Raw genomic sequence first — 16733 nt, 5'->3', positions numbered from 1 at the left:
TGCGGTTGGTCGGCCGTGACCTGCCGTCGTACGCCCTGGGGAACCCGGCCCGCGCCCGTCCGTCGCACGGGCGCGGGCCGGGGTGCGCTCCCGCCGCGGAGTGTCAGGTGGCGCGGGTGGGTTGCCGCGTCACAGCCGCTGCCACAGGGCGGGGACGTTCGGCGGGTCCCAGCCGGGATAGGCGGTGTGCCCCTGGATGCAGCGGTAGCGGACGCCCTCGTAGGTCACCACGTCCCCGGCGGCGTAGGTCTCGCCGAGCCGCCAGCTGGTCTCACCGCCCCCGTCGCCGGGGACGGTCAGGGTGTAGGTCGTGCTGTGGGTCACCTCGCCCGTGCCCGTGAGGGTGAGCGTGTAGGTGCCGCCGGGGGTCCCGGACGCCACCTGCACGGTGGCCGTCGAGGACTGCCCCGAGGTCACCGAGGAGGGGCTGAAGGACACGGAGACGCCCGCAGGTGCCCCCGACGCCGAGAGCCGCACGGTCTGGGCGTCGCCGCTCGTGGTGGCCGTACGGACGGAGACCGTCCCGGAGGAGCCGGCCTCCACCGTGCCCGCGGCGGGGTCGGCGGCGACGGAGAAGTCGTCCACCGGGTCGGGTGCCTGGCCGACGGCGGTCTTCCAGAGGGTGTACGCGATGCCGTCCGCGCTGCGGTTCAGCGCGGTGGTGTTGATGTTGCTCGTGGTGTCGCAGGAGGAGTGGTAGCACGGGTCGTAGGAGCGGCCTGCGGTCCCGCCCCACTTGGCGGCCTCCGCCGCGGACTTCACGGCCGAGGCCCCGGTGGCGTAGCCCGAGGTGGGGATGCCGAGGCGCTGGAACGAGTAGTCGTCCGACCGTCCCCGGCCCTCGACGTTCTCCTGCGGGGCGAGTCCCAGGGAGTCCCAGTACGCCTTCATCGGCGCCGAGGCCGCGGAGCCGATGTTGTTGATGAAGTACCCGCCGTTGGGCGAGGCGATCATGTCGAAGTTGTAGTAGGCCCTGATCCGCGAGCGTTCCGTGGCGGAGAGCGTCCTGGCGTAGAAGTCGGAGCCGTTGAGGCCCTGCTCCTCGTCGGTCCACCAGGCGAAGCGGACCCGGTTCCTCATGGCGGGGTCGGCCTCCGCCAGGGTGAGGGCCGCTTCCAGCAGCGCCGCCGAGCCGGAGCCGTTGTCGTTGATGCCGGGACCCGCGGACACCCCGTCGAGGTGGGCGCCGAACATGTAGACGTCGGTGGACTCGCCCTTGGGCCATTCGGCGATGAGGTTGTTGCCGGCCCCGGCCGAGCACCCCGAGGTGCAGGTCTGCTCGGTGACCGTGTACCCGGCCGCCTGGAGTCTGCCCCTGACGTAGGCGAGGGAGTCGCGGTAGCCGCCGCCGGTCGCACGGCGGTTGCCGCCGTTGCGCGACGCGATGGCGTACAGCTCGTCGAGGTGGGCCCGGACGTTGTCCACGCTGACGTCCGGGGGCGCGGGCGTGTCTCCGCCGCCGTCCACGCGGAGCGTGTACCGGGCGGTGTGGGCGGTGCTCCCGCCGCGCCCGGTGACGGTGATCGCGTAGGTCCCGGCGTCCGTTCCGGCGGCGGCCGAGAGGGTCATGGTGGAGCTGCTGCCGGAGGTGACGGTGGACGGGCTGAAGGAGACGTCCACGCCGGCGGGCGCGCCGGAGGCGGTCAGTGCGACCTGCTGGGCGCTGCCGGAGACGGTGGTGGTGTGGAGGGTGGCGCCGACCGAGGAACCGGCCCGGATGTCGCCGGAGGCGGGGGAGAGCGCCAGGGAGAACTCGTCCTGCTGCGCGGTGCAGGTCGGATCGCCGGGCTGGGCGGGGACGCTGACCGCGTCCCAGGCGGCCTTGGTCCTGGCGAACAGGCCGCAGCTGCCGTCCAGGTTCTTGGCGGTGGTCAGCGTCGCGGTCCGGTAGCGCTTGTAGGTCATGCCGCTGGTCTTGAGCAGCATGGCGCCGTAGAAGACCCTTCCGGCCTCCCGGATGCCGACACCGGTGACCGTGGAGCCGTTGCAGGTGGCGCTGGAGGGCTTGCCGCCTCCCGGCTCCGACCCCTCCGCCAGCAGGTAGAACCAGTGGTTGAGCGGGCCGGCGGCGGCGTGCTCCTCGGTGCCCGAGATGGAGGAGGAGTAGCAGGCCGGGTCGCCGAGCGCTCCGGGGTCGTACATGTTGCGGATCGGCCCGCGGCCCTGGAGGTCGATCGTCTCGCCGACGGTGTAGTCGGGGGTGTCGTACGGTGCGGGCTGGGCGGCGTACGCCTCGGTGAGGGCGCCCATGATGTCGCCCGTGCCCTCGCCCAGGCCACGCTCGTGGTTGGCCCCGCCGGGGGTGCTGGAGTCCAGGCCGTGCCCGAACTCGTGGCCGATGACGTCCATGCCGGCGATCCACTTGCCCGCGCTGTTGTGGCCGATGGTGACGGTGGACCCGTCCCAGTAGGCGTTGAGCTGGTTGAGGCCCACCCGTACCGGCCAGCTGCCGCCGTTGCCGTCGTGGCCGTTGCGCCCGAGCCACTCCCGGAGCATGTCGGACTGCTTCTGGGCCGCGTACATGGCGTCCACGCAGCCGGTTTCGCGGCTGGAGGCGTTTCCGGTGCCCCAGTCGTCGGTGGCCTTGGTGAACAGCCCGCTGCCGTAGTCCGAGCACTGGAGGCCGGGCCTGGTGGTGTCGCGGAGGGCGTACCGGCTGCCCGAGCGGGAGGTGTCGATGGCCAGCGGGTTCGGGCCGTTCCACTCGCTGTGGCCGGTTCCGGCCCGGACGTCGTCGTAGGAGTCGACGATGCCGCCGGTGCGGGCGTCGACGAAGACGTGGAGCCTGCTGGGGACGTCCTTCCGGGTCCGGCCCGTCAGCACGGTCTCCCAGGCGAGCGTCGCGCGGTCGTCCTTGACGCGGACGACCAGGCGCGGCGCCTCCGTCTTCGCCACCTCCGCGAGCCGGGCCCTGCTCGCCTCGGCGGCCTCGGCGGCGGACACCGCGGCCCTGGTGGGGACGGAGATCGAGGTCCGGGTGGCCGAGTGCACCGAGCGCACCCGGCCGCTGCCGTCGGCCAGGACCACCGCGTCGCCGCCCACGACGGGCAGACCCTTGTAGGTGCGTTCGTAGGCGACGGAGTACAGGCCCTCGACCCAGGGGGTCACCCGGCTCCGGTCGTACTGCTCGTCGGGGCCCGTGGCGAGCGCGTCGAGACCGCTGTCCGCGGCCCGGTCGGCGGCGGCGAGGGCGCGTGCGGCGGAGGGCGGCTGCGGCTCCGCGGGAGGTGCGGTGGCCGGAGCGGCCGCGGCGACGGAGGCCGGCACCACCACCCCGAGGGTCACGGCCAGGGACACCCCGGCCACCGCCAGCTTTCTCAGCATCATGGCTCCTTGTGAGAGATGACGAAACCGGGTCAGGGGTTGGCATGACTATGACAATCCAGTCCACGGGGGCGGGCGGCGCCGTGTTCCCGCCCCCGCCCGCTCGGCATGTCGCGCCGCCCGGCTGGCCGAACCCTCACATCGGGCCGTACGCCGGTCAACGCATCCGGGGGCGGAGGCGCGTGCTGTCACAATCCGGCAAGCCGCGCCCGGCGGGGAAGGAGGGCGGATTCCAGCAACATCTCCCGGTAGGCGTGCACTTCGGCGGAGGTGCGGGCTTCCGCGAAGAGCCGGCCGTGCAGCCCGTCCAGCTCCGCGCCGATCAGCGGCTCCCGCGACCGCACCGCCTCGTCGAGGACCGGTGAGGCCAGGGCCACCGCTGCCCCGGGGTCACCGGCGCACGCCCAGCCGTCGGCCAGCCGCAGGGTGAGCAGCAGGTGCGTGTCCCGCATCAGGGGCGGCAGCCGGGTGCGCGCCCGGGCGACGGCCTCGACGGCGCGCCGTGCGGTGGCGCGGTCGCCGGTCGCGGCGGCCAGATCGCGCAGGGCCGCGCCGACCGCGGACTCCACCCTCATCTCCCCCTCGGCGCCGGCCAGCCAGGGTGCCTCCCGGTGGTCGTCGCGGCGCAGCCGCGGGAAGGCGCGCCGGGCCAGGGCGATGTGCCGGCGGCACGCGGCGGCGTCCTGCCCCAGCGCATGGCCCCGTGCCTGGTGCAGGTGCGAGAGGGTGGCGATCCAGCGCCGCCGGGTGTCCACGGCGCCGAGGGCCCTGGCGTATCCCAGGGTGGTGGCGGCGTCCTCCTCCAGCCGGACCAGTGCACAGCTGTCGCTCAGCAGCGTGGCCCGCGCCGGGGCGTCCTCGGCCGCGTCCGCCCAGCGCAGGCCGTGGGCGAACCAGGCCATCCCGGTGCCGCTCTGGCCGCGCCGCATCCGCAGCCGACCGGCTACCTGCGCGTACTGGGCGGCGATCCGCAGCTGCCCGTGGGGCAGGCGGCCGGTGGAGTTGACCGCCGCGGCCCAGCGCAGCACGGCGCGCAGCAGCCGTTCCGTGGTGGCCGCGTCCTCCCCGTCGCTCCGGTGCAGTGCTCCTCCGCGGATCACGCAGGCGAGGGAGGCGGTGAGCGCATGCAGCAGATCGGCCTCCGCCGGGGCGGCGGCGCCGGAGCGGGGTGCGGTCAGGGCGTCCAGCAGGTCCGAGGTGGCCGACCGGTCGGGCACGGCGCAGCCCGCGACGCCGTGCAGCGGGCAGGCCAGGCCCTCGGCGGGAAGTTCCGAGGGCCAGGCGGCGCTCCCCGGGGGACCGCCGCCGTCCTCCGTGCCGGGCGGAGCGGCGAACAGTGCGGGGTGCCTCGGCAGCCCGTGCGGCTCCCCCGGTGCGGGGCGGGGCGCGGCGGCGATCGACGCCAGGCGGCCGCCGGTCCCGAGCGCGGAGTCGAGTCGGCGCACCAGCTCCACCGGGGGCTCGCGGAGTCCCGCCTCCAGCCGGCTGATCTGGCTGTGGTGGTAGCCGACCCGCAGCCCGAGCTGCTGCTGGGTGACGCCCGCCTGTCTGCGCCAATGGCGCAGGTGGTGGCCGAACTCCCTCCAGAGTGCGTCGGGTTGCCTCTGATCGACGGTCATACGGGCTCCCGGTGGGGGGGGCGTCCGCCCCGTCCGTGCGGGCGCCGAGGCGGTGCGCGGGCTCCGCGCTCCGTGTGACGAGCCGCTGCCCAGCACAGGGCAGACGGCCTCGGCCCGTCAATCGGATCGGTCGATGTTATGGCTCGGTGGTCTGGGTCCTCCCGGGTCGGCCGGGCGCCACGTCCCGTGCCGGCCGGGGCGCCCGGTGCGGGCATGTCAGGCCCGGGTGCGGCGCCTGCCGCCCCCTGGCCCGTGTGTCACCGTCGCCCTTCAACTGGACTGTGGGGCAACGGTGTTGACCATGCGCGGCCTCTTGACCGAATCCCGTCCGCCGTTAAGGTCTAGACCAACGGTGAGGTCAGGTCCGGACCACCGGTGTGCCGCATGAGCGGCAGCGCGGGCAAGGGCGCCCCGCGGCACCGGAACCCCCACCCGGCCCCGTCCCGCCGGCAACCCGTATCCCCCCGGTCCGGCGCGCCCTGCGATCCCGCGGCGCGGTGGCATCCGGCGGGTCGCCTCGACAGCGAAGGACGTGCAACGGCATGAACGCGAAGAAGAGGAAGACATCCCTTCTGGCGGGGGCGCTGCTCGCCCCCGTGCTCGCCGTCGGGCTTCCGGCGAGCACCGCCCACGCGCACGGCTGGGTCACCTCCCCGGCGAGCCGGCAGGACCAGTGCGCCTCGGGCGTCGTCGACTGCGGGCAGATCCGCTACGAGCCGCAGAGCGTGGAGGGGCCGAAGGGGCTGCGCAGTTGCAGCGGTGGCAACGCCCAGTTCGCCGAACTCGACGACGACGGCAAGGGCTGGCACGTCACCCCCGTCGGATCGACCTACACCTTCACCTGGCACCACACGGCCCGTCATGCCACGGAGTCCTGGCAGTACTTCCTGGGCGACCGGATGATCGCCTCGTTCACGGGGAACGGGGCGCGACCGCCCGCGGACGTCAGCCACCAGGTGGACTTCGGCGGCGTCACGGGCCGTCAGAAGGTGCTGGCCGTCTGGAACGTGGCGGACACCGGCAACGCCTTCTACTCCTGCATCGACGTCTCCATCGGCGACGGCGACGGCGGGGGCGACGGCGGCGGTGACGGGGAGCCGGGCGCCTGTGTCGCGCCGTCGTGGAACGCCGGGAGCATCTACACCGGCGGCGACACCGTCTCCTACGGCGGGCACACCTGGCGGGCCAAGTGGTGGGTGACCGGGGAGCAGCCCGGGACCACCGGCGAGTGGGGCGTGTGGGAGGACCTCGGCGCCTGCGCGGCAGGCTGATCCCGAGCCGGCCGGCTGCCCGCCTGGTCGGGGGTGCGGCCGCGTCCCGGCCGCGGGCCCGGTCGGCCGCGGCGCGGGGGGCGGCGGGGGAGGGGGAGGGGCGCGTCCGCCCCGTCCGCCCCGTCCGCCCGCGGGGACGGTGCCCGCGCCGCACGGGCGCCGCCCCGCGGCCGCTTCAGGCCCCCGGCGACGCGGACGCCGTGCCGCCCGCGTCCGCCGGAGACCGCGGTGCGCCTCCCGGTGCGGAGGGTGCCGCGGGCGGGCGGTCGCCCCAGGGCGAGGCCCTGACGAGATCGTGCCACCCCGGCACGGCTCCCGGCGGGAGGTGGCCGCGCAGCACCTGCCCCGGGAAGGACAGCGGTCCGGCCTTGGCGGGGTCGGCGAGGGCCTGGTCCACGATCAGATCGGTGATGGCCCAGGCGAGGCCCTCGCGCGGATACGCCGCCACCACCTGCTCCAGCACCACCGCGGGCAGCCGCTCCCGGCCGCGCCCGAGGACGTCGAGCGCGATTCCGTCGTGGGCCACCGCCACCTCGGGCCCCATCCGCGAGGCGATGCCCTCCGAGGTGTGCAGCGCGACCACCTTCCAGACGACCCGGGCCGCCTCCTCGTCCGCCCCCCGCTCCCTGAGGAAGCGGGCGGCGAAGTCGGCACCGTCCACCTCGAACCGCTGGTGGCCCGAGGCGGCCGCGGTCAGCCCCACGTCGTGCAGGACGCAGCCGAGGAGGACCAGCTCGTCGTCGTAGTCGGTGCCGGGAGTCAGGCCCTGGGCCTCCGCCAGGGCCCGCGCGAAGAGGTAGCTGCGCACGCTGTGCGCGTACAGGAAGGCCGGTTCGGCCTCCCGTGCGCACCGCAGGGCGCTGCGGCCCAGAGCGCTGAGCGGCGGCAGCGCCGCCGCGGGGTGCGGGGCCGCCGGGGGTGTCTCGACGGCGGACGGTCCTTCTTCGGTATGCGGAGTCATGCCCCGATCCTCCGGGCCCCTTCCGCACCCCGGCCAGTGGCGGGAACGACGTGGTGCGCTAAGTTCCCGCCATGAGCCCCGCCGCCCCCGCCGCCCCTGCCGCGCCCGCCGCCGTGCCGGAGGTCGTCGCCGTCCTCGCCCTCGACGGGGTGCTCCCCTTCGAGCTGTCCCTGCCCGGCCAGGTCCTCGGGACGGCGAACGAGGTGGCCCGGGAGCCCCGCTACGAGGTACGGGTGTGCGCGCCCGGCCGCAGGGTCCGCACCTCCGCCGTGCACGGCGGCTTCGCCCTCACCGCCGACTGGGACCTCGACGCCCTGGCGGAGGCGGACACCGTGGTGGTGCCCGCGGGCGCGGGCTTCCTCGAACCGCCGGACCGGGCCGTGGTCCGCGAGCTGACCGACGCGTACGACCGCGGGGCCCGGCTCGCGTCCCTGTGCGTCGGCGCGTTCACGCTCGCGGCGACCGGTGTGCTGGACGGGCGGAGGGCCACCACCCACTGGCAGTACGCGGCCGAACTCTCCGGGCGCCATCCCCGCGTCGACGTCGACGGCTCGGTGCTCTTCGTCGAGGACGGCCCGGTGGTCACGTCGGCCGGCGTCGCCGCCGGCCTGGACCTCTGCCTGCACCTGGTCCGCGGGGACCTGGGCGCGGACCGGGCCGCCGCGACGGCCCGCCGCACCGTGATGCCGCTGCAACGCGAGGGTGGCCAGGCGCAGTTCGTCGAGAGGCCCCTGCCGGCGGCGGACGGCTCCGGGCTGGGGCCCACACTGGTCTGGATGGAGGAGAACCTGCACCGGCTGCTGACGCTCGACGAGATCGCCGCCCACGCCGCCGTGAGCCCCCGGACGCTGAACCGGAGGTTCCGGGCGCAGACCGGTACCGCCCCGCTCCAGTGGCTGCTCGCCGCCCGGGTGCGCCGGGCGCGGGAGCTGCTGGAGACGACGGCCCTCTCGGTCGAACAGGTGGCCGTCGAGGCCGGTTTCGGGTCGGCCGTCACGCTGCGCCATCACTTCGGGCGCCGCGTGGGGACCTCCCCCCACGCCTACCGGGGCGCCTTCAGGGCCGGGCCCGGCGCGCCCGCCGGCTCCTGACGGCCCCCGCCGGCCTGCCGCGGGGCGGCACGGTCAGGAGCGCCGCTCAGACCGCCCGGTCCCCGATGCGCCGTCCGAGCGGTGCCGCGGTCGCCGAGTTGCTGGTGCTGAAGGTGACGCTGCCGGGGCGGTAGCGGTCGTCGCTCCACTCGATCGCGCGACCGCCCTGGTCGCGGCTCACGTGCCGCTGCCGCAGCAGCGGGCTCCCCCGGCGGACGCCCAGCAGGCGGGCGTCCATGCCTCCGGCCGCGACCGCGTCGATCAGGTGCTCTCCGTACTGGGCGACGATCCCGGCGTCACGCGCCAGGCTGTCCATGATCGACACACAGTCCTCGGCCAGCGCCTCCACGGCGGGGGCGGCCCAGGCGGCGTACGCGGTGCGCTCCAGCATCGTCGGTTCACCGTCGAGGTTCCGCACCCGCAGCACGTACAGCACCTCGGTGCCCTCGGTGACGCCGAGGCCCTCGGCCTCCTCGGGCGTGGCCGGACGGCGGCTGCGGGCGAGGATGCGGCCGGTGACGGCCAGCCCGAGGCCCCGGGCCCACTGGGCGAAGCTGTTGAGCTCGGCGAAGCTGTGCCGCCGCTCCCTGCTGAGCACGATGCGCCGCGCTCCCTGGCGGGAACCGACCAGGCCCTCCGAGCCCAGCAGCGCGACCGCCTGCCGGACCGTCCCCCGGGAGGCGCCCCAGCGGGTCATCAGCGCGCTCTCGGACGGCAGCCGTCCCCCGACGGGCAGTTCGCCGCCGAGTATCGCCTGCCGGAGGGTCTCGGCGATCTCCAGATAGCGCGCGGTGCCCACGTGTCCCTCCGTGACGGTGTACGCGGCCGGTCGCGCTCGGTGGCCGCCGGGCCACCCACTCTAACCCGGCGGGCCCCGCGCCGGTCCTCGTATCCCCGGCCAACTGCCCTCCGTTCACCTGTACTTCACCGGACACGGAGCTTCGTCGAGCGATCGTCGGCCGGTCATGCCCCGTTCACCTCCCGGACGGCGGGGCCGGGCGAAGTGGGAGCCGACTTGTTCAGACAAGTGATCGCACCCTCTCGCTTCAGGAGCCTTCCGTGCCCAGACCGCTCGCCCGCCGCGCCGCCGCCGTGCTCGGCGCCACCGCACTCACCGTCCTCACCGCCGCCTGCGGCGCCGCCCCCGACGCGGACCCCGCCGCCAAGGCCGCCGACGGCGGGCCCTCCGCCGGAAGCGCCACCTCCGCGGCCGAGTTCGGCGGCATGGACAAGCTGGTCGCCGCGGCCGAGAAGGAAGGGGCGCTCAACGTGATCGCGCTGCCGCCGGACTGGGCCAACTACGGCGAGGTCATCGCGGCCTTCGAGGCCAAGTACCCCGCTATCGAGGTCAAGAGCGAGAACCCGGACGCCTCCAGCGCCGACGAGATCGCCGCCGTGAAGTCCCGCAAGGGCCAGGACCGCGCCCCCGACGTCCTTGACCTGGGCATCGCCTTCGCCCGCAGCGGCGCGGAGGAGGGGCTCTTCGCCCCGTACAAGGTCGCCGCGTGGGACAGCATCCCCGACACCCAGAAGGACGCCGACGGCCGCTGGTACAACGACTACGGCGGCTACGTCTCCATCGGCTGCGACGCCGCGCGCATCACGGTCTGCCCGGAGACCTTCGCGGACCTGCTCAAGCCCGAGTACAAGGGCAAGGTCGCCCTCAACGGCAACCCCACCAAGTCCGGTTCCGCCTTCGGCGGCGTCTTCGCGGCCGCCCTGGCCAACAAGGGCTCCTTCGCCGACATCCAGCCCGGCATCGACTTCTTCGGGGAGCTGAAGAAGAGCGGCAACTTCATCCCCGTGGAGTCCACCCCGGCCACCGTCGAGAAGGGCGAGACCCCCATCTCCGTCGACTGGGACTACCTCAACGCCGGCTACGCCGACCAGTTCCGCTCCAAGGGCGTGGACTGGAAGGTCTCCGTGCCCTCCGACGGCGTCTACGCCCAGTTCTACTCCCAGGCCGTCAACAAGGACGCCCCCCACCCCGCGGCCGCCCGCCTGTGGATGGAGTTCCTCTACAGCCCCGAGGGCCAGAACCTGTGGCTGAAGGGCTACGCCCGCCCGGTGCTGCTGCCCGCGATGACCGAGGACGGCACCGTCGACAAGGACGCCGTCACCAAGCTCCCCGCCGTCGAGGGCACCCCCTCCTTCCCGGCCCCGGCCGAGCTCGACACGGCGAAGGCGACGCTCGCCGAGAAGTGGGACAAGGCCGTCTCCTGATGCCCGTCCCCACCACCTCCCGCCAGGGAACCGCCGGCGGCACCCGCCGCCGGCGGCGCGGGCCGCGCACCTGGCTCGCCGCCCTTCCCCTCCTGGCCTTCGCCGCACTCTGCTTCGGCATCCCGCTGGGCGCCCTGGTGCACGGCGCCTTCACCCGGACCGACCCCGCCACCGGGGGGACCGCGCTCACCGGCGACCACCTCGCACGCTCCCTGGAAGGCCCCTACCTGGGCGCACTCCTCGGCAGCGTCCGGCTCTCCGCCCTCACCGCCCTGGTCGCGGCGGTCCTCGGCACGCTCGTCGCCCAGGCCGTGGTCACCTCCCGCTCCCGGGCCCTGCGCAGTGCGGCGCTGACCGCCTCCGGCGTGCTCGCCAACTTCGGCGGAGTCCCGCTCGCGTTCGCCTTCATCGCCACCGCGGGCATCTCCGGCGTGGTCACCCAGCTGGCCGACCTCACCGACCTGGGCTGGAACCTGTACTCCTTCACCGGGCTCGCCGTGGTCTACCTGTACTTCCTGATCCCCCTCATGGTCCTGGTGACCGTGCCGGCCCTCGACGGGCTCCGCCCCCGCTGGCGGGAGGCCGCGCAGGACTGCGGCGCCACCGCCTGGCAGTTCTGGCGCCACATCGGGCTGCCGGTCCTGGCCCCGTCCCTGCTCGGCGGAGTCGTGCTGCTCTTCGGAACGGCCTTCGCCGCCCACGCCACCGCGGCCGCGCTCGTCGGCGGGTCCGTGCCGCTGGTCACCCTCAAGATCGCGGACGCGCTGTCCGGGAACGTGCTGACCGGGCAGGAGAACGTGGCGCTCGCCCTCGGACTCGACATGATCCTCATCGCCGGCCTGGTGATGGCCGTCTACCTCCCCCTCCAGCGACGGAGCGCCCGATGGCTGCGCTGACCCCCGCCCCCGCCACCCCGCCGGCCGCCGGGGCGCCCGCACAGGCCCCGTCGCAAGCCGCCCCCCAGAGGCCGGGGCCCGTGCCGGACGGAGCACCCGTGAGGCGTCCCCGCACCGGACGCCGGCGGCCCCGGGTCTGGCGCGGTGCCGTCCTCGGCCTGGCCGGCGCCTACTTCCTGCTGCCGCTGGTCTCCTCGTTCGTCTTCACCGTCCACACCCCGGGACAGGGCGTCTCCTTCGCGGCCTACACCGACCTGCTGTCCGCCGAGGGCTTCACCGAGAGCCTGCTGCTGTCGCTCGGCCTGGCCGCCGCGACCATCGCGGCGTCGCTGCTGCTGGCGGTGCCCGCCCTCGTCGCCGTGCGCCTGGGGTCGCCGCGGCTGCGCCCCGTGGTGGAAGTGGTCTGCATGATGCCGCTCGTGGTCCCGCCCATCGCCCTGGTCACCGGCATCGCCACGGTGCTGCGCTGGGGCCCGGACCACCTGGCCGCCACGCCCTTCTACCAGACCTTCATCGCGGTGCAGAACGAGGCGTTCCCCCTCGTGCTGGTCCTCGCCTACACCGTGCTGGCGCTGCCCTTCGTGTACCGGTCCCTGGACGCGGGCCTGAGGGCCCTGGACGTCCCCACCCTCGTGGAGGCGGCCCGCGACTGCGGGGCCTCCTGGCCGCAGGCCGTCGTCCGGGTCCTGCTGCCCAATCTGCGGTCCTCCCTCACGGGCGCCGCCTTCCTCACGCTCGCCCTCGTCCTCGGCGAGTTCACCATCGCCTCACTGCTCGGATTCCGGCCCTTCGCCGTGTGGATCGTGACGATCTCCGGAGCGCAGGCCCGCATGTCCGTGGCCGTCTCCATCCTCAGCCTCGCCCTCACCTGGGCCCTGCTGCTGCTCCTCTCCCGCGCCGGCTCCGCAGCCGGCGCGGGAGAGGGCACGGCACCGGCCGCCCCCAAGGAGTCCTGACCCATGCCCGCCGCATTCGCCCGACCAACCTCGACAAGCACCGGACGCACCCCGCCCCCGTCCGGCGCCCGGCTCGAACTCCGTTCCCTGCGGCGGGCCTTCGCCGGATCGGTGGCCCTCGACGGGCTCGACCTCACCGTCGAGCCGGGGGAGTTCCTCGCCCTGCTCGGGCCCTCCGGCTGCGGCAAGACCACCGCGCTGCGCATGGTCGCGGGCTTCGACCGGCCGGACTCCGGCGAGATCCTCGTCGACGGTGCGGACATCACGGCCGTGCCCGCGCACAAGCGGGACACCGGGATGGTCTTCCAGTCCTACAGCCTGTTCCCCAACCTCAGCGCACGCGACAACGTCGCCTTCGGCCTGCGTGTACGCAAGGTGCCCGCGGCCCGCCGCGCCGCCCGCGCCGCCGAGCTCCTCGACCTCGTGGGCCTCCCGGACCACGGCGGCCGCTACCCGCACCAGCTCTCCGGCGGTCAGCAGCAGCGCGTCGCGCTCGCCCGGGCCCTGGCCCTCCAGCCGCGGGTGCTGCTCCTCGACGAGCCGCTGTCCGCGCTCGACGCGAAGGTGCGCGACAGCCTGCGGGAGGAGATCCGCCGCCTGCAGCTGTCGCTCGGCATCACCACGGTCTTCGTCACCCACGACCAGGAGGAGGCGCTCTCCATGGCCGACCGGGTCGCGGTGCTGAACTCCGGCCGCCTGGAGCAGTGCGCGGCCCCTGCCGAGCTGTACGCCCGCCCCGCCACCCCCTTCGTGGCCTCCTTCGTCGGCACGATGAACCGGCTGCCCGGCCGCCTCGCGGCCGACGCGACCGTCGAGGTGGCGGGGCACCGGCTGCCCACCGACGGCGCGAGGCCCGCGGACGGCGACGTGTGGGCGCTGGTCCGCCCCGAGAACGTGACCGTCGCCGCCGACCCGGAAGGCGAGGCCACCGTGGTGGCGTCCGCCTTTCTCGGCGCCGTGACCCGGGTCCATCTCGCCCTGCCCGACGGGGCCGAGGCCAAGGCCGACCTCCCCTCGCGGGAGGCGGCCGGGCTGACCGCGGGTGCCCGTGCCCGCCTCGGCCTCGCCGGTCATCCGGTGCTCGTCGTGTCCCGGAGCGCGTCGTGACCGGGCCCGGGGCCGTCCTGTTCGACATGGACGGCACCCTCGTGGACACCGAGGGCCTGTGGTGGCAGGTCGCCGCCGACACCGCCGCGGGGCTCGGGCTGCGCCTCGGTTCCGAGGACGCCCCCCAGGTGGTCGGCCGCTCCGTCGCCGACACCGCCGCCCACCTGGTCCGGTCGGCACCGCGGCAGGACGTCGCGGCCGTCGGGCGGGTGCTGGGGGAGGAGTTCCTCCGGCGGGTGCGCCGGGGGGCGCCGCTCCGTCCCGGTGCGGACCGGCTGCTCACCGCGCTCGCCGCACGAGGTGTGCCCTTCGCCCTGGTCAGTGCGTCGCCGAGAGCGGTGGTGGACTCGGTGACCCGGGGCGCCCTGGCGCATGTGCCGTTCGCCTTCACCCTCTCGGCCGACGACACCGTCCGCACCAAGCCCCACCCGGACCCGTACCTGGCGGCCGCCGCGCGCCTCGGCCTCCCGGCCTCGGACTGCGTCGCCGTCGAGGACTCCCCGGACGGCGCAGCCTCGGCGGACGCCGCCGGCTGCACGGTCCTGGTCGTCCCCAGCCTGCTCCCGGTGCCGCCCTCCCCGCGGCGGCACTTCGCCGGGAGCCTGGAGGAGGTCGGGCCCGAGGAGCTGAGCGGGCTCGCGGGTGCCGCGCCCGCGGGCGGCTGAGTCCGCCGCCGGGCGCCGGTGCCCGGCGGCGGACCGCGCGCCGGTGGCCTTCGAGGCCGGAGCGGACGGGCGCCCGCCCGGGCGGGAAGGCGACGGTCCGGCCCGCCGCGGCGGCCGGACCGTCAGACGCCCGTTTCCCGGCCGCGGGCCCGGAGCAGGCCCGGTTGCGGCGCCGCACCGCGCCCGGCTGCGGCATGTTCTTCCTCGCCCGCCGCCGGGACCGGTCCTGGTGCCCGGTCGGCTGCGGGGAGCCGGACGAGGCCGGCCCGGCGCCGGCCGGCGGGCCCGCGCCGACGCCACGGCGGGCCCGCGCCGGTGCGGCCCGCACCCTCGGCGGGGCCGGTCCCCGGCACCCCGGCAGCCGGACTGCCGGGCGACTCCGCAGCCGGCCCAAGCCCGTGGGAGCCCGGCCGGTCCGCCCGGGCCCGCACCGGGTCAGCGCGTCCGCCGCCCCGGCCACTCGGGGCGGGAGGGGCCGGCCGGGGCCTGGAGGCGGGTCGCGATCACGGCCGCCTGCACACGGCGCTCCACGCCCAGCTTGCCGAGGATGCGGGAGATGTTGTTCTTCACCGTCTTCTCGGCGAGGTAGAGCCGCAGCCCGATCTCCCGGTTGGTCAGCCCCTCGCCGATGAGCGAGAGGATCTCCAGCTCCCTGGCCGTCAGCCCCTCGACCCCCGTCCGGCTCTCCTCCCCGGCCTCGTCCCTCAGCCGCGCCATCACCCGCGCGGTCGCCCCGGGGTCGAGCAGGGACTGCCCCGAGGCGACCGTCCGCACGGCCTGCACCAGGTCCGTCCCGGTGATCTGCTTGAGCACATAGCCCGCGGCACCCGCCACGATGGCGTCCAGCAGCGCCTCCTCGTCGTCGAAGGAGGTCAGCATCAGGCACGCGAGCTCCGGCATCCGCGACCTCAGCTCCCGGCAGACGCTCACCCCGTCGCCGTCCTGGAGCCGCACGTCCAGCACGGCCACCTTCGGCCGCAGCGCCGGGACGCGCGCCAGCGCCTGCTCCGCGGTCGCGGCCTCGCCGACGACGGTCATGTCCGGCTCGGCGTCCAGCAGGTCGTACACCCCGCGCCGCACCACCTCGTGGTCGTCCAGGAGGAACACCGTCACCGGTGCTCCGCCGGTGAGGCCCGAGCCGTTGTCCGTCATCACATGCTCCGTCGTCTGGGGATACGTCCACCGCGGTGGACGAGGGTGATCGTGCCTCACAAGCCCGGTTCCGGCCAGGGCCGATCGGCCCTGGCCGGAACCGGTGCCGACCCGGGGGGTGCGCCGACCCGGGCGCGGCGGCGCCGCGCCCGTCCGTGTGGCGACCCGCCACGGCCCGTGTGCGACCCGCCATGGGCGGTACGCGCACGACCGGTGGCAGGGCCGCACACCGTACCCGCCGGCCCGCGCGCGCGGTACGCCGGGTTCCGCGGTCCGCGAGGGGCGCGGGGGCGGTTCTGCCGACCGGTCCACCGAACAGGGCCGATCGGCCCTGCCCCCGGCGGCCCTGTCACGACAGGCTGGAGCCCGAGACCGGTCGAGGAGGCCGGCACGTACGTCGTCCTACGGAGGCAGATTCCATGACCCGCCCGGTAGTTGTAGGCGTTGACGGTTCGCCCGAGAGCCTGGCGGCGGTCGACTGGGCCGCCGAGGAGGCGCAGCTGCGGGGCCTTCCCCTGCACATCGTCCACGCCTGGCTCTGGCAGCCGCTCGACATCCCGGTCCTGCAGAACCGCGAGGCCGAGGAGGAATCGGCGCGCGCCGTGCTGCGGGAGGCCGAGGCGCGGGTGGCCCAGCGGCACACCGGACTCGACGTGACGGCCCGGATCGCCCCCGACACCGCCGTCGCCGCCCTCGTCTCCGAGGCCAAGCGCTCCGCACTGCTGTGCCTGGGCACCCGGGGCCACGGCGCCCTGCTGGGATTCCTCCTCGGCTCCTACGGCCAGCAGGTGATCGCCACCGCCCCCGGACCGGTGGTGTCCGTGCGGGCCGAGGACGACGAGCACCTGCTGAGCCGGGGCGGCGACGTCGTCGTCGGCCAGCAGGGCTCCGCGGAGGACAGCGCCGAGGTACTGGGCTTCGCCTTCGAGGCCGCCGCCGTGCGCGGTGTTCCGCTGCGCGCCGTGCGGGCCTGGAGCCTCCCGCCCGTCTACACCTGGAGCCCCGGCTCCCTGGCCATGATCGACGACGCCGGCGGCCTGGAGCCCCTGGAGCGCAAGGCCCTCCAGGAGGCCCTGGCGCCGTGGCGCGAGCGCTTCCCCGACGTCGAGGTCACCGAGCACGTCGAGATCGGCAGCGCGGGCCAGGTCCTCCTCGACCAGGCGGCCTCGGCCCAGCTCCTGGTGGTCGGCAGGCGGGCGCGGCGCGCGCCCATCGGCACCCGGATCGGCTCGGCCGCGCACGCGGTGCTGCACCACGCGCGCTGCCCGGTCGCCGTCGTCCCCCACTCCTGAAGGAACCGGCCGCTCCCGTAGGACCGGCCGCCCCCAGACCCGCGCCCGGCACGGTCGACCCGTCCCCCGGTCCGTGCCCGGCCGGCGGCGTCGTGCCCGTCCCGCACCTGCGGGACGGGCACGACGCGTTTCCCGCGGGCACGGACCCGGTCGCCCGCGGCTGCGGATTCCGCCCC

The 16733-nt window shown here is 75.4% G+C and carries 13 protein-coding genes; 8 read left to right on the top strand and 5 right to left on the bottom strand.

All coding sequences use genetic code 11. The features are described 5' to 3' along the window. Nucleotides 1-129: 129 nt before the first annotated feature. Entirely contained in the window at nucleotides 130-3324 is a 3195-nt protein-coding gene (locus tag NPS70_RS16790) for a M20/M25/M40 family metallo-hydrolase (RefSeq protein ID WP_256525128.1), read from the bottom strand. A gap of 188 nt (nucleotides 3325-3512) precedes the next feature. After that, complete coding sequence (locus NPS70_RS16785; RefSeq protein WP_256525075.1) at nucleotides 3513-4943, bottom strand: helix-turn-helix transcriptional regulator; 1431 nt, start codon at nucleotides 4941-4943, stop codon at nucleotides 3513-3515. A 542-nt stretch (nucleotides 4944-5485) separates the two neighbouring features. On the opposite strand from NPS70_RS16785, the gene NPS70_RS16780 reads away from it, so the two are divergent. Next, the gene (locus tag NPS70_RS16780) at nucleotides 5486-6214 is read left to right on the top strand and encodes a lytic polysaccharide monooxygenase (RefSeq protein ID WP_256525074.1); all 729 of its coding nucleotides are present in this window, start codon (nucleotides 5486-5488) and stop codon (nucleotides 6212-6214) included. A 175-nt stretch (nucleotides 6215-6389) separates the two neighbouring features. On the opposite strand, the gene NPS70_RS16775 is transcribed toward NPS70_RS16780, so the two are convergent. Next, nucleotides 6390-7175, bottom strand: coding sequence for an HD domain-containing protein (locus tag NPS70_RS16775; protein WP_256525073.1), 786 nt, complete (start codon nucleotides 7173-7175; stop codon nucleotides 6390-6392). Between the two features lie 71 nt (nucleotides 7176-7246). Between NPS70_RS16775 and NPS70_RS16770 the strand changes: the two genes are divergently transcribed. Beyond that, complete coding sequence (locus NPS70_RS16770) at nucleotides 7247-8266, top strand: GlxA family transcriptional regulator (protein WP_256525072.1); 1020 nt, start codon at nucleotides 7247-7249, stop codon at nucleotides 8264-8266. A 46-nt stretch (nucleotides 8267-8312) separates the two neighbouring features. Here the strand turns inward: NPS70_RS16770 and NPS70_RS16765 are convergent, their stop codons facing one another. Further along, the gene (locus NPS70_RS16765) at nucleotides 8313-9065 is read right to left on the bottom strand and encodes a GntR family transcriptional regulator (RefSeq protein ID WP_256525071.1); all 753 of its coding nucleotides are present in this window, start codon (nucleotides 9063-9065) and stop codon (nucleotides 8313-8315) included. A 260-nt stretch (nucleotides 9066-9325) separates the two neighbouring features. On the opposite strand from NPS70_RS16765, the gene NPS70_RS16760 reads away from it, so the two are divergent. From NPS70_RS16760 to NPS70_RS16740, 5 genes are read left to right on the top strand one after another with little or no spacing between them, the layout of a single operon-like run. Next, entirely contained in the window at nucleotides 9326-10489 is a 1164-nt protein-coding gene (locus NPS70_RS16760) for an ABC transporter substrate-binding protein (protein ID WP_374212014.1), read from the top strand. Further along, entirely contained in the window at nucleotides 10489-11385 is an 897-nt protein-coding gene (locus NPS70_RS16755) for an ABC transporter permease subunit (RefSeq protein WP_256525070.1), read from the top strand. The genes NPS70_RS16760 and NPS70_RS16755 overlap by 1 nt, the downstream gene beginning before the upstream one ends. Next, entirely contained in the window at nucleotides 11373-12341 is a 969-nt protein-coding gene (locus NPS70_RS16750) for an ABC transporter permease (RefSeq protein WP_374212013.1), read from the top strand. Before NPS70_RS16755 ends, NPS70_RS16750 begins: the two co-directional genes overlap by 13 nt. 3 nt (nucleotides 12342-12344) lie before the next feature. Next, on the top strand, nucleotides 12345-13448 hold the full coding sequence (locus NPS70_RS16745; RefSeq protein WP_256525068.1) for an ABC transporter ATP-binding protein: 1104 nt from the start codon (nucleotides 12345-12347) through the stop codon (nucleotides 13446-13448). A gap of 26 nt (nucleotides 13449-13474) precedes the next feature. Then, nucleotides 13475-14113, top strand: coding sequence for an HAD family phosphatase (locus NPS70_RS16740; RefSeq protein ID WP_256525126.1), 639 nt, complete (start codon nucleotides 13475-13477; stop codon nucleotides 14111-14113). Between the two features lie 435 nt (nucleotides 14114-14548). Here the strand turns inward: NPS70_RS16740 and NPS70_RS16735 are convergent, their stop codons facing one another. Next, on the bottom strand, nucleotides 14549-15265 hold the full coding sequence (locus NPS70_RS16735) for a response regulator transcription factor (RefSeq protein ID WP_256525067.1): 717 nt from the start codon (nucleotides 15263-15265) through the stop codon (nucleotides 14549-14551). 419 nt (nucleotides 15266-15684) lie between these two features. On the opposite strand from NPS70_RS16735, the gene NPS70_RS16730 reads away from it, so the two are divergent. Continuing rightward, nucleotides 15685-16557 (top strand): universal stress protein, encoded by an 873-nt coding sequence (locus NPS70_RS16730; protein WP_256525066.1) that lies wholly within the window; start codon nucleotides 15685-15687, stop codon nucleotides 16555-16557. The last annotated feature ends 176 nt before the right edge of the window (nucleotides 16558-16733 follow it).

Origin of the sequence: Streptomyces sp. C10-9-1 (assembly GCF_024497955.1) — a bacterium.
Classification (GTDB): domain Bacteria; phylum Actinomycetota; class Actinomycetes; order Streptomycetales; family Streptomycetaceae; genus Streptomyces; species Streptomyces sanyensis.
This window is presented reverse-complemented; position numbering and strand designations above follow the sequence as displayed.

What these genes read in the sequence shown, in the direction of transcription:
- NPS70_RS16730 (WP_256525066.1), top strand. Translation starts at nt 15,685, where the DNA reads ATGACCCGCCCGGTAGTTGTAGGCGTTGACGGTTCGCCCGAGAGCCTG.
- NPS70_RS16755 (WP_256525070.1), top strand. Translation starts at nt 10,489, where the DNA reads ATGCCCGTCCCCACCACCTCCCGCCAGGGAACCGCCGGCGGCACCCGC.
- NPS70_RS16740 (WP_256525126.1), top strand. Translation starts at nt 13,475, where the DNA reads ATGGACGGCACCCTCGTGGACACCGAGGGCCTGTGGTGGCAGGTCGCC.
- NPS70_RS16790 (WP_256525128.1), bottom strand. Translation starts at nt 3,324, where the DNA reads ATGCTGAGAAAGCTGGCGGTGGCCGGGGTGTCCCTGGCCGTGACCCTC.
- NPS70_RS16770 (WP_256525072.1), top strand. Translation starts at nt 7,247, where the DNA reads ATGAGCCCCGCCGCCCCCGCCGCCCCTGCCGCGCCCGCCGCCGTGCCG.
- NPS70_RS16780 (WP_256525074.1), top strand. Translation starts at nt 5,486, where the DNA reads ATGAACGCGAAGAAGAGGAAGACATCCCTTCTGGCGGGGGCGCTGCTC.
- NPS70_RS16785 (WP_256525075.1), bottom strand. Translation starts at nt 4,943, where the DNA reads ATGACCGTCGATCAGAGGCAACCCGACGCACTCTGGAGGGAGTTCGGC.
- NPS70_RS16735 (WP_256525067.1), bottom strand. Translation starts at nt 15,265, where the DNA reads ATGACGGACAACGGCTCGGGCCTCACCGGCGGAGCACCGGTGACGGTG.
- NPS70_RS16775 (WP_256525073.1), bottom strand. Translation starts at nt 7,175, where the DNA reads ATGACTCCGCATACCGAAGAAGGACCGTCCGCCGTCGAGACACCCCCG.
- NPS70_RS16750 (WP_374212013.1), top strand. Translation starts at nt 11,373, where the DNA reads ATGGCTGCGCTGACCCCCGCCCCCGCCACCCCGCCGGCCGCCGGGGCG.
- NPS70_RS16745 (WP_256525068.1), top strand. Translation starts at nt 12,345, where the DNA reads ATGCCCGCCGCATTCGCCCGACCAACCTCGACAAGCACCGGACGCACC.